Origin of the sequence: Brevibacillus sp. FIR094 (assembly GCF_050477165.1) — a bacterium.
Taxonomy (GTDB): Bacteria; Bacillota; Bacilli; order Brevibacillales; family Brevibacillaceae; genus Brevibacillus.
Genome location: NZ_JBEAES010000048.1, coordinates 1 through 12497, shown reverse-complemented (window position 1 = coordinate 12497; position 12497 = coordinate 1). Strand labels below are relative to the sequence as shown.

Below are 12497 nucleotides of genomic sequence, written 5' to 3'. Positions count from 1 at the left end.
CACAAGGTTAGTTTACACCAGCATGTCTCTCTTGGGAACAAGGGGGTTGTCCCAAATCAGACCAGCCCTGCACTTTGCCTTTATGAGCACATAGGAAAAAAGCCGATACCCCATGGCATCAGCTTTGCTTGTAAAAGAATTTCTCGTTATTTTCCCAAGTGAGCTTGCAGCATCCACACATGCTTTTGCAAGCTGTCCATGATCCCTAAGAACATATCGCCAGTCGCTTCATCGTCTCCTGCTTCCGCGGCTGTAATGCCCTCTTTAAGCTCCTTGATCAGGAGCGTAAAATCGCTCACGACTGCCTCTACCATTTGATCTGCAGACTCTCCTCCTGTCGCTTCCTTAATGGAAGCCTGCTCCATACAGGCCTTCAATGTCGAAACAGGCTTGCCCCCAACCGTTAACAGCCGCTCCGCCAGCTCATCTACATTTTTGGCTGCCTCGTTGTATAGCTCCTCGAATTTTTCATGCAGGGTAAAAAAATTTGGGCCTTTGACAAACCAGTGATAATGATGCAGCTTCATATACAGCACAGACCAGTTGGCAACCTGTTTATTAAGTACGTCGGTCACGGGCCGACTCATTGTCATACTCATCCGGACGCTCCACCTCTCATGGTATAGATATAGCGTTTGTAGTATGTGGTGAATCGGGGGTTCCTATTCTTTTCATCTCAGTCCATTTTTTCTACAGGCCGGACGAAACAGAGCGCATCTAACATTTCATACCAGCGAAAGTTACTCTTTCAAATATTCCGTTTCATCCTCTGATTAGTGTGATAAGGAACTAGAACCTAGAATGAAATCTGTGTCTTTTTCATATAAAAAAACCACAAATTACTCATTTCCCTTTTTTCTGTCAATCATAAGATATTTCGAGATTGACACAAGGAGGATTACTATGGCGAATAAAGCGAAGGCGAAGGCTAGCCCACAATTCAAAAGACTCTGTACCCGATTTGGAAGAATATTAGGGGGCGAGTCGGAAATTGACAGTGGGCCGGTTTGTTTTGTCATGCGGCTTACAAATCTTCGAGAAACAATCTTGGGAAGACGAACGCTTTCCCCTTTAGTTCGAGCGCAAATGTTTTCGTTTGAATCCCTTGATAAGTCGGGTCGTGCCCTTTGTTTGGGCGAGACTGCCGTGCACCAAAATCAGGTGAACCGTTTGATGTCGAATCTCCGCAAACGTGGGATTAAAGTGACGTCACTTCACAACCACTGGCTAAAAGAAAACCCGCGCTTAATGTATATGCATTGGGAAGCGATAGAGAATCCTATCGTATTTGCCAGGAAAACCAAAGAGTCCATCGCATTCCTGGGTTAACATGGTGGAGCCATGAAGTTTTCATTTCATCATAATCGAAAGGATGACGGATATGGGCAAAGTAAAGGCAAAGGCAAGTCCCCAGTTTAGAAGACTGTGTAACCGATTTTCTGCCATTCTAGGTGGAACAGAGCACGAAATTACAAAAGGTCCCGTTTGTTTCGTCTCCAGAAATAGAATATTCAATGCGTCCATATTAGGCAGACGAACCACATCCCCATTGGTCCGCTATCAATTGTTCTCGTTCGAATCCTTAAACAGTTCAGGACGTGCCCTATGTTTAGGGGAAACGGCTCTCTTCCAAAACCAAGTAAACCGTTTGCTGTCAAACCTTCGCAAAAACGGGATAAAAGTAACAGCAGTTCATAATCACTGGCTCTTTGAAAACCCGCGCCTTATGTATATTCATTGGGAGTCGATTGATAATCCCATTGCATTCGCCAGAAAAGTGAAGCGTTCTATTGCTTTTTTGGGTTAAGCGAACCAATAACAAAAAACAGCGGCCGCTAAAGACGTGATACTATCAGACTTTCTTTTCAGGTCTTAAGTAGCCGCTGTTTCATTTAGTAAGGGTCGTGGTCTTATATTCAAAAGTATCCACTACCGCTTTCTTTCCTTCGCCTAGAAAAAGATGATGATTGGAATCTCTCAAATCCTCGTGAGTGAGTGCTTGCTTCGTCTTTCGTGTGATTCGTTAGCTTTATCTCTATACAGCCACCGCCAGTCCCGTAAAAGCTCTAAGGACACTATGGAAAAATCGATCGTAGTCGATGCAGAGGACATAAGTCATTTAGTGTTTGGGAAATTTTATCAACCTTAAAATCCATTCGACGATTAGTGCAATGAAGAAAGCAGACACGATTAGAATCAAAATCTGTAACCATAGACTGGTATTCTGAGAAGGTATTACGTTTAGAATTCCGATTAACAAAACTAGGCAGAATATGATCGTGCTTGGTTTCAAGAAAAAATTCATCCGCACACCCTCACATTTCTTATTCATTATCCTTATCCTCCATCTAAACCTGCATATCCTGAAAAATCACCGACAGTTTGAGTTAATTTTCATTTGTTTTTTGGAAATTACAATTACTAACATCATTCCATACATAACTCCCTTTTCTAACAGCTCATATGTAAAATCCCACTACAGTTATATTCAATATTTGGGTTAAACATTTTCCTTCCTTTACAGATTTGCAGATCAGCTACATTCGTTTGCGTATCTTGTTCTATGAAGGTAAGAGCTTCCATTAGATTACGAAAGCTCCTAATTTCATCTACGTAAACTTTGATATGACACTTTATCTCCCCCAGGATACTTATAAAAAAAGCTCATTCCTTCTACCACGACAGACGGAACAAGCCTACTTTACTTACTATCCTGTTACAATTTTTTGTCTGTTGGACTTGGCAAACTTTCAAACGCATCCCCATTAATCCCTGCAAAATCCATCTTTTTACGCAAATCACTGACAAACTGCGTAAAATAAAGGCCACGATCCATGCTGTCAGCATATTTTCTTAATTCGTAATCGTAGGATAATGAATCGTATATGGGCTGTAAATCATCAACAAGCACCTTTTTCATATCCGCTTTTTTAATAGATGGATCGATACTGCATTCGTTCACGAGCGCCTGTAATGTTTCTTTGAGCGCATCGTTGTCAAAGGACGGATGGGAGAGTAAAAATTTCAAATCGTACAAGTCTTTAAACCTCGGTCTGACAATCGTTTGATGCAGCTTCCAAGCAACCTGGATGGACAGGGGCACAGTGTACGGAACAAGAAAGCTTTCACCAAAGGCTGGTTGGTACTCTAGCGGAACCGGGGCTGCATCCATTTCCAGGTTAAACGAAATATCCAGATTCAGCTCACTATAGTCATCCGCTTCCCTTGGTTGACCTTTGAAATAATAGGCAATATCCGTATTGATCGTCGGAAAATCATCTGCCATTGCGTAGTCGATATATCTCCAAAATGCATTCTTTCGAAAACTTCTAAACACGACGCCGTCGTTCAGATCCATTTCGGTTACTTGAATCATCCATTGTGTAAATACTTCATGGGCATGTTCGACGTCCCTGATCTTCCCCGCATACAATAAGTCGATATCATCCGCGTCCCGAATCTCTCGGTTGTCCAAATATTGTCTGGTTAAAAGACTGCCTTTTAATACAAAGGGCATATTCACTAGAGCAATTCTTCTCAACAGTGCTTCCAAAACAACGAGCTCTCTCGCCTCATATTCCAACTCTGCTACATCATCATACGTAATCATCATGATCCTCCATCTAACAATTAGGAAATCCAGCCGCTGTCCAGTTCTTCGCGGCTGTCATAAATACATAGTTCATATTGTTCTTTGATTAGCCCGATCTGATTTGCTTGCAAAATAGTATGTATCTTTTCTACTCGATCGTAAAACTGTTTCGGGCTCTCATATTCTCGAACAGTGATAAATCTCACTTTTCCATTCGCATTCAAAGAGTTTCTTGAAATATGTCCACCGTGACCCTCACATAAATTTCGTAGCGCGGCGACATCATCGACCTGTACTTTGCCATGCCATTCGAAGTAAGGCTTCGAGTTTAGGATGGGCTCGTAAAAATACGTTTCTTCCTTGGGAGAAATCTCTACTTTCTTTCGGACGATGGTAAAACCGTTGTTTTGAAACGTAGCTGCAATCTTTTCCATCTCTTTATTGGCTTCATGAAAATCTGGTCGTTTGACTACTCCTGTTATCATCGGTTGATTGATGTAATTTCCCTGATCCAAGACGATCATGACCGGTTTCACTTGTTCCGATTGGCAGAGCTCGATAAAAGCTTCCTTTTCATCAAGTTGTAGATCGTTGAAGGTAACATGAAACTCAAATTCCATTGCTTCACTCCCTGACTTTCCTTGTATTGCACAATCATTTTTTTCCTTTTCTTCCTATTTGTATCGACATATCTTTTCTATCTCTTAACTGTAAGAATGCTAGTTGCTAACCACAACCTGTCAAATTTCAGCCCTGTTTCATAACCCAGTTTCATAGTCTTCTATCAGATGTGACCAGTAACTTTCCACATCCTTCATTGGTACAGGATCGATTTGTTCAAATAACCTACGCAGCTCACACGCGTATTTATATGAAGTATATTCACCTTGTTGTCTCATTTTCATTGCTACTTCATTTTTTATTAAATGGAACAAGAAAAATGTTCTCAAATTTTTATTAAGCATATAAAGGTGAGGTTCATGAAGAGAGGAAGTAGTGAAGAACTCATCGCTCCCTTCTTTTACATACAGGCCATACTTGCAAAACGAGAAATGACCGATTTGGATATAGGAAACATCCTCCATTAACAGCTTTTGAAATTGATCTATTTTGTAGAATACGAAGACATCAAATTCCTCTGGTACTCCGATACTAACCATGAATTCAGCATTATCATAGCTTATACCCAGAGTGACTAATTCATGATAATCATAGCTTATACCCAGAGTGACTAATTCATGATAATCATAGGCTTGTAATTCAGGGTCATAATAATCGCGGAACTCTCGAATATCAAAGTCCATGCTCTTCCTTCTCCTATTTTCAAAGGCTCATTCCTCCCTATAGTCAGGTTGGAATGAGCCTTTGAAAGTTTATCACGTAATTACCAATATCAAAGCTGCAAATATAGTCGATACAGCATTCGAGCAGCTTCCCCGCGAGTGACAGCCTCCCCAGCTCTAATCTGTTTATCAGCAGGAACATCGATTAAGCGCTGCTTCACAGCCAAAGCCATCGTTGGTCTCGCCCACTCGGAAATCGTGTGTTGGTCTGTGAATTGACTCAAGTAGTCCCCCGTATTCGAAGGGTAATAATAATTTTTCTTTTCATGTAATGATCTTGCACCAATCGCAGCCATTTCTTCCCGGGATATGGTATGATCCGGCCTAAACGTGCCATCCGGATAGCCTTTGACGATATCCCTTTTTTCGGATGAAGCGATAAATGGAACATGCCATTGCGGCGGATTCACGTCTGAAAAGCTCTCCGTCGCCGTTTCGTCCAAAGCGTAAAAAGCTCTTACCAGCATCGCCGTGAACTCAGCACGGGTAAGCGGTGAATCGGGATCAAAGTTGCCATCTTCTTTCCCGGTTACGATTCCTTTCGATCCCAGAAACTGTACGGCTTGCTGTAACTCAGGATCCCGATTGTCAACATCCGGGAACGTTTTGGTATTATCGTCCACGAAATACGTTCCGGAACGGTTTATTTCGGCTTCCATGCCGTTATTGTACGGATTGAATTTTCCACCGATAGGCTGCGTGCTTTTCCCGTTCGAATAGAACACGCTATTATTTGTCGCGTCCGCCTGGTTTACAGGCAGAATGAGCTGGATGTTGCTTGATACGTTCGAAAGCTCCTGCCCTTGTTCATCTAAAAATTGTACCTGATATCCGCCGTTATTGTTTTCGACCAGGCGAATAACGATTACCGGGAGCGATTGGAACAGGCGATTTACAGTCGTAAGGTTAAACGTCAGTTTTGCATCCCCCGCATGAACGGTGAGATAGTCGATATCCTTACGATTCGCGACGCTATCCTTATACAGTTTGATTGTAAAACCTTTTTGTTCAGGCAAAGACAAAATTTCCCCATTCACGACTAACTCTCTAGCAAGAGCAAAGTTGTTTTCCGATAGCGTCTGCTCCACTGCAGTCTTAGCCTTTCGCGCATTGTCAGCTACGCGGTCAATCAAGTCAGAAGTAATGACGAGTTGGCCGTCAACAAGCTCCGGCTTTTCACTGCTTGCGGCTGTAATCACAAGCTCTCCTGCTTGGGTCAGCCCCTCCACAATAAACGAACGCTGTCTGTCAGCGACAGGTACCGATTGGACGGCCGTGTAATACGTCTCGGACAACATGTTATTGTCGACTACGTACAATATAAAGTAAGCGGTTACGTCCGGAGAACCAGCTCTGCTTGCAGTTGCCCGCACAATGGTCTGCCCCGGTTTGTTCGCTTTTACGACCTGAGTGCCATTCACATTCGATAAGGTTCCTATGCTCGGATCGTCAATGGTGTACGTCATTTTTGTCCCGGGAAGCAAGTTATTTACCGCAATGTACTGTTTGTTCCCAGGTTGCAGCATCGTGATATACGGATAGAGACTCATTTCCGGCGTAGTTCGTATCACAGGCTGGGCTGTTGTTCCAGGGTGTTTGCCCGTTGGTTTGTCTGCTTTCTCTGGGCGATTACGAGCTACCGTTTCATCCGTGAAAACAACTAGCTTTGGTAAGGCAACCGAATCTGCCCAGGCCCACAAAGTCTGATCCTTTTTTACTACATAGTAATACCTTTTGGGTGGGGAAAAGTCGCCATGGTGTATAGAAGCGATGTCTGTAAGCCCTGGGAAAACTTTATTGTTGTCCGCTGACCAAAGCTGATCGTCCTCTCGGAGGGCATAAGCTTCGTCGATATTCCGATCTCGAATGGAATTCAATTGAACCATCGTTCGTGCGTCTTTTGCTGCATGCAAATACAAGGGATGCTTATTCGTATCAGCGGTTGACCAAGACAAGACAGTGCCATCCTTCATATAGGCATAGCTAGTAGAAATACCTGGCTCTATCTTGACGATATCAGCAAATCCGTTCATCTGCTCTGGACTTGTGTTTTTCGAGCGGTTATTCGGCAGATACGAATTTGCCTTCCATCTCCAAACCGTACCGTCCTTTTTCACAGCAAATACGATGCCGTTCGCCATTTTTATGGATACGACATCATCTAGCAGCTTTGTTTGGACTGGAACGGGTGAGGTCCCCTTCGTGGTACCTATTTCACTTCCCAAACTCCATACGGAGCCGTCTGATTTTAGTACGAACAAGACCTTGTAGGCACTGTTATAATGCGCGACTAGTGACGTTACATTTTTCAAGTCTTTGATTTGCCGCGGAACACTTGCAGAACTCGTTTCAAGTGTAGTGCCGGGAGCGGCGTCCCAATACCACACCGTTCCGTCATTTTTCAGGGCCACGTAGTTAACAATATAGTTACCCCGGGCCGACTTCCTTTTGACTGTCATCTCCTTCACATTCTGCAAGCCCGGAAATTGCATCTTTTTGGCTTTATAGAATGGATCTGAAGAACTAAGAGGATGTCCATAGATGTACCAAGTCCATACGGTTCCATCTTTTTTCGACAATAGCACATTATCGTCCAGGATGTGGTAATCCGCTCCGATACGTGTATATTGCTCTTCGTAATCGACTCTTGTGTCATTCCCATTTGCTTGAACCAGATTAGATTGGGCCGTCAGGATTAACACAAGGCTTAACAATGCTGCCATCAATCGTTTCATTGTTGTCCTCCACCAAAAATCTCCTCGATAGTCTAGTTGCTCTGCCTCTCTATTTACCATAATTTTCACTACGCTTTATATTAACAGAACAAGGAATATTTACAATCAACTACCTAATTGACGCCGAATATGATGGTGGGGTTGTCGGGCCGCGTGAAAAGGACTGGAAAAGCAAAAAACCAGGGCCTACTCTCCCTGGCTAATCCTCTGTTACAGAAGTCCTTCTCGTTTCCCTTTTTGTACCGCGTCTTCCCGATTCCGCACTCCGAGCTTGTCATACAGAGCAGACGCATAGTTACGAACAGTCCCGTCAGACAAATATAGCTTGGAAGCGATCGTTTTATAGCGCATGCCTTGGGAAAGCATCTGCAAAATCTCCTGCTCCCGCTTCGTTAAACCATAAGAATTCTCGTCTTTTTCGCGTGCAACGAGCAAATCTTCCTGTTCGGTTACTGGCTGTGCTTCCAGCATTTTATGAAACAGGTCCTGTGCAATCATCGTACCGCCGCGATGTACGAGGCGAATTGTTTCCGCAAGCTCGCGTGATTCAATCGATTTCAAGAGATAACCATCTGCACCACTGCGCATGATTTCCTTGGCTTTTTCCGTATCCTGAAACGTAGAGAGGACAAGGACACGAATGCCAGGCCATTTTTCCTTGATTCGTTTAGTCGCAGTGATCCCGTCCATATTCGGCATTTCCAAATCCATCAGCACTAGGTCTGGTTCTAGCTCCTCGCACAGCTCCACAGCCTGCGCCCCATCCTCGGCCGTCCCGACTACCAGCAGGTCCCGTTGCCGCTCGAGTATGGTTCGCAAGCTATCCCGAATAAACGAGTGATCATCGACGATAAACAAACGAATGATCTCATCGGTACTCTCTATCAGCCTCGGCACAAAACAAGTAATGAGCGTTCCTTCTCCCCGCTCTGAGTATATGGATACTCTTCCTTGTAATTGAGCGGCCCTCTCTTTCATTGTCGTGATCCCGAAGCCATCCTTCCAATTTTCCACCCCGTGACCGTTATCCTGTACTTCCAGCCTCGTCTGTTGCTGCTCAAAATGCAAGGAAACGACGATGTCCGTAGCCTGCCCGTGGCGGACCCCATTCGTCAAAGATTCCTGCAAGCAGCGAAACAAGGTCATTTTCACCTGCTTACCAACAGGATACTCTTCTCCGATCGCACGAAACCGCACATTCACCTTTGCATGTGTCTGAAACTCCTCCGCGAGCTGTCTCAGCGAATGAACCAAGGGAAGCGTCTCTTGCGGTGACCCCATCTCATGCAAGTACCCTCTCACTTCCTTCATGCCGTTTCGCGCAAGCTTTAAGAGAGAATCGAGCTTTTGCGTCCCTTCCTGCGACACCACATCCTGACGCAAGGTTTCCAGCCCCATGATGATCGAGACATAGGAATGCCCAATCGTATCATGCAGATCCTTGGAAAGCCGGTCCCGCTCCTCCAGCAGCGTCACTCTCTCGATTTGGGTGAGGTACTGCTTCAGCACACTGTTTTGCTTGCGAATAATTTCATTTTGTCGATGATTGACGATGAGCAAATGAAAGGCAAACCCCACCACATAAGCAAGCCCGACTTGTGGAAAAATCTCGATCACATCCATTTCCCGCAAAAAAAACATAATCAGCAGTGGGATGAAAACAATCGTAATAGGAGCCGACCAGCGATACGATTTCTCCGCACTATTGGCGGCAATCAAAAAAGCTGGCATCAAAAAAGTAAGGTACGCCTCCGGAAACATAGACGTGAGATAAATCGATAATCCGCCAAACAAGAGCATTTCTGCAATCAGGTAGTAACGATAGTTCAGTAGTAAACAAAACCATGGAACGGAAAAAACCATGATTTCCCACAAAATTACAATCCATAAGGGCAGCGTAAGAGAATCTTCCAATTGTATAGTCGTAACGGTTAGTGAAAAGCAACTGAGCAGACGTAAAAAAAGCATCACCCAGTCATACCATACCCACTGTTTTACGATATCTAACAAACCATCATCTCCTAATTGCTTTGAACATCAAGCGGGTGTACCCACCAATTAATTGTACCAGTCCGTTCCCAATCTTGGAGCACCCGATCATGAGTATGAATCCCAAACCCATAATTTGCAATGCCATCAGCTCTGAATCCACCGGGAAGCCGAAAAAAGTTAACTCCAAATAAGGATAGAGCAACGGTACGAACGCAAAACACACGGGTGCAATGTAGATGAGCACTCCGACCACCAGGCAGATACAGCCTATGAAAAATTTTTGCATCAACCAATAAATCGATATCCAGTTTCTCACATCCATTAATTCCGCCTTTGCCTGCTTCCATTGATTTCCCTCTGCTCTTTGTCTCGTTGCTAAAGGTTCTATCGAAATATCAGTATAAATCTTCGTCTGAATACGTTCATGCTGGACAAAGATTTGGGTTGTACGTAACACATTGGTGAGCAATGGAATTCCCACTACGGTAAATGACAAGCCCAAGCCAAGCACGATACTGACCATGTAAAAACACAAATAAAATACCCCCGAGACAAATGTAAACAGCAAAAAGATAACATTTTGAACGTTACGCATGATCGCTCTTTTCATCTAAGCTCATTCTCCCCTATCAATACCTTTTCCGACACGATGATGACGGTCTGCCCTTACCGTAATCCACTGCGCGTCATATAAGCCAGTGCCAAAATGTCATATGACAGGCTACGTCATGTCATTTCATCAAAAGAATTTTGTAAGTCGGAAAAGTGATGACAGGAAGTAACTACCGAAGCGCTCACTCTACAAGTCGATGCGCCAAATTTTCCTCTTTTTGGGATAAAGTAGGGACTTGTTGTATACCCTACTCCTTTGAGGGAGGTGACAGGTCGTGGAAAATAGCGATAAACACAGGGGACAAGCTGAGCAAAGAGATTCAAGTGACTTGAATGAGAAGGAAATCGAGCTTCAGCATCAATATCAAATGTTCCCTACCCCGGATGAAAAACGCGCTTCAAAAGTGATTACTGAGCTGAAAGATTAATAACTGCGAAGAAAAGAAGAATGAGGAAACTTTCTTTTTCCCCACTTTAAGGCTGTCGAGTAACTCGGCAGCCTTTCTTCGAATAAAAAAAAATCGGCTTATAGGAGATGTATTCTTGCCAGTATCTTCATCTCTTTGTAACTCTCGTGGTTGCTGACGGTCGCCTCTCACTATGCTTAAAAGGCTCATTCCTCCTCGTCGTTCGAGTTGGAATAAGCCTTTGAAAGTTTATCTAAGCGTGTTTGTTAAGATTTTTAGTGTGTGGTTCTTTGGTTGTATTGTACGATCTTGTTGTTGGGATTGTAAATGGGTACACAAAATTCTTGACAGACTCGGTTGCCTACTTCAAGCATAGTAATATTCTTCTGGAAACTCTTTCTAATTCAGTGTTGACACGCCAATATTAGTGTGAAACTTTGCATAAACACACGGTGAAAGCTTAATTATATTTATCAACACATAATTCAGTTAATAAGGTTTCACTGATATTATCGATTTGTTTATCTAAATCACCTACAATAACCCACACAAAGCATTATTCTTATTTTCGATGTAAAAGCTAATGCCGTCTTTAAAACCTATGTGATGAGTCAAGTCACTAAACCATGCTCTTTGAAAATCATATGTTTTCGAAAATTTATCAATTATGCTAAGAACATCCGATTCATTGTGCCTCTGTAATGCTTCTTTAAGCATACTAGATGATCCATTAAACATTATACACTTATCATAATTTAAACCTTCATATTTACTAAATGCACATTGAAATAACAATTTTTCAAAGTTATCTGCAAAATATCTTTCAAACTGGCTATCCTCATCAGTCATAACAATCTGAGGATTATCAGTTTGGGTAAAATCAAATGATAATTGACCATCAAATAATTCTTTTTGAAAAAAATGTACATATTTATCACTTAAAGTATCTGGTTCTTCCTCATGTATCGCTTCATAAGAATCAATTATCTCAGAAATTGAAGCATATCCTGGAAGTTGAGTTTTAAGTAAACCCTTATCATCCTGCCCCATATAATTTAAATAAATCTCATATTCTTTAGGATAATGATAGTTGTATTTATTCATTTGTGCTAAGTTCTTTAGCGTATCTATGCTCTCTTTTTTTGCTGGTTCTATTTCATTTACCCATTTCTCATCTTGATATATATTTTGATAATCGTTCAGAAAGATTTGTATAATCTCCTGTGGATGGGATGTGATTACTTTTTATTGGCATTTGCATATTTCATGTACTCCTCAATATTTATATTATTATTACACGTTAAACATAGATTCATTTGATTTGAATTTTCTGCATATGGATAAGGATTTTCTTTTTTAGATGCGCGCCAAACAGTATCCATGCCTGTTATTTTACTTGGGTTAATCATGTGCCGCATTTACTACTTTTGATTCTGCACACTCCCCTACACGATTACCACCCTTAACTTCTTTTAGCTTCTCTGTTGGCATCGGTTCAGCCTTTACAGTGTACTTATTTCCATATTTTTTATTTAATGCATTTTGTAATTGTCTTGCTGTTTCAATATTTTTAGGACTTGCTTTACCTGAAAACCCAACTGAAACCGTTCCATCTTCGTGCGTTATTACAGAAACGGCTGGATTTGGGGCTTTTTTACCATCTCCAAGTATCTTATTAAGCTCACCTACCACTTTTTGTGCTTCTGCAGTAGCCTCTGCTTAAGGATCTTATCAACTTTTTCTTGTAATTCAATCATCGACTCTGCAAAACTCTTACCATGCGTCTTTAGCTTTCCATCCTTAAGCATGGCGCTCA

13 protein-coding genes are annotated in these 12497 nt (G+C 42.5%); 3 read left to right on the top strand and 10 right to left on the bottom strand.

What is annotated here, in order from left to right:
* Positions 1 to 146: 146 nt before the first annotated feature.
* Entirely contained in the window at positions 147 to 599 is a 453-nt protein-coding gene (locus ACQ5DJ_RS27195; RefSeq protein WP_007726053.1) for a Dps family protein, read from the bottom strand.
* A gap of 304 nt (positions 600 to 903) precedes the next feature.
* Here ACQ5DJ_RS27195 and ACQ5DJ_RS27190 point away from each other — a divergent pair, with 304 nt between their 5' ends.
* On the top strand, positions 904 to 1329 hold the full coding sequence (locus ACQ5DJ_RS27190) for a DUF1259 domain-containing protein (RefSeq protein ID WP_429845159.1): 426 nt from the start codon (positions 904 to 906) through the stop codon (positions 1327 to 1329).
* A gap of 52 nt (positions 1330 to 1381) precedes the next feature.
* Positions 1382 to 1807: a DUF1259 domain-containing protein gene (locus ACQ5DJ_RS27185; protein ID WP_429845158.1), complete on the top strand. Its 426-nt coding sequence runs from the start codon at positions 1382 to 1384 to the stop codon at positions 1805 to 1807.
* Between the two features lie 81 nt (positions 1808 to 1888).
* Here the strand turns inward: ACQ5DJ_RS27185 and imm47 are convergent, their stop codons facing one another.
* From imm47 to ACQ5DJ_RS27150, 7 genes are all read right to left on the bottom strand, one after another.
* Positions 1889 to 2020, bottom strand: coding sequence for an Imm47 family immunity protein (gene imm47 / locus ACQ5DJ_RS27180; protein WP_429845175.1), 132 nt, complete (start codon positions 2018 to 2020; stop codon positions 1889 to 1891).
* Positions 2021 to 2716: 696 nt separating this feature from the next.
* Complete coding sequence (locus tag ACQ5DJ_RS27175) at positions 2717 to 3613, bottom strand: nucleotidyl transferase AbiEii/AbiGii toxin family protein (RefSeq protein ID WP_429845157.1); 897 nt, start codon at positions 3611 to 3613, stop codon at positions 2717 to 2719.
* A gap of 17 nt (positions 3614 to 3630) precedes the next feature.
* Positions 3631 to 4212, bottom strand: a complete 582-nt coding sequence (locus ACQ5DJ_RS27170) for a hypothetical protein (protein ID WP_429845156.1) — start codon at positions 4210 to 4212, stop codon at positions 3631 to 3633.
* Positions 4213 to 4350: 138 nt separating this feature from the next.
* On the bottom strand, positions 4351 to 4896 hold the full coding sequence (locus ACQ5DJ_RS27165; protein ID WP_429845155.1) for a hypothetical protein: 546 nt from the start codon (positions 4894 to 4896) through the stop codon (positions 4351 to 4353).
* 89 nt (positions 4897 to 4985) lie between these two features.
* On the bottom strand, positions 4986 to 7670 hold the full coding sequence (locus ACQ5DJ_RS27160; protein WP_429845154.1) for an S-layer homology domain-containing protein: 2685 nt from the start codon (positions 7668 to 7670) through the stop codon (positions 4986 to 4988).
* Between the two features lie 210 nt (positions 7671 to 7880).
* Positions 7881 to 9680: a response regulator gene (locus ACQ5DJ_RS27155; RefSeq protein ID WP_429845153.1), complete on the bottom strand. Its 1800-nt coding sequence runs from the start codon at positions 9678 to 9680 to the stop codon at positions 7881 to 7883.
* A gap of 4 nt (positions 9681 to 9684) precedes the next feature.
* Entirely contained in the window at positions 9685 to 10272 is a 588-nt protein-coding gene (locus tag ACQ5DJ_RS27150; RefSeq protein WP_429845152.1) for a sensor domain-containing protein, read from the bottom strand.
* 277 nt (positions 10273 to 10549) lie between these two features.
* Here ACQ5DJ_RS27150 and ACQ5DJ_RS27145 point away from each other — a divergent pair, with 277 nt between their 5' ends.
* Positions 10550 to 10702, top strand: a complete 153-nt coding sequence (locus tag ACQ5DJ_RS27145; protein WP_167403238.1) for a hypothetical protein — start codon at positions 10550 to 10552, stop codon at positions 10700 to 10702.
* Between the two features lie 513 nt (positions 10703 to 11215).
* Here the strand turns inward: ACQ5DJ_RS27145 and ACQ5DJ_RS27140 are convergent.
* Together ACQ5DJ_RS27140 and ACQ5DJ_RS27135 are read right to left on the bottom strand one after the other, a co-directional pair.
* Complete coding sequence (locus ACQ5DJ_RS27140; protein WP_429845151.1) at positions 11216 to 11785, bottom strand: SMI1/KNR4 family protein; 570 nt, start codon at positions 11783 to 11785, stop codon at positions 11216 to 11218.
* Between the two features lie 297 nt (positions 11786 to 12082).
* A complete protein-coding gene (locus ACQ5DJ_RS27135) occupies positions 12083 to 12373 on the bottom strand; it encodes a hypothetical protein (RefSeq protein ID WP_429845150.1) in 291 nt (96 codons plus the stop codon).
* Between the last annotated feature and the right edge of the window lie 124 nt (positions 12374 to 12497).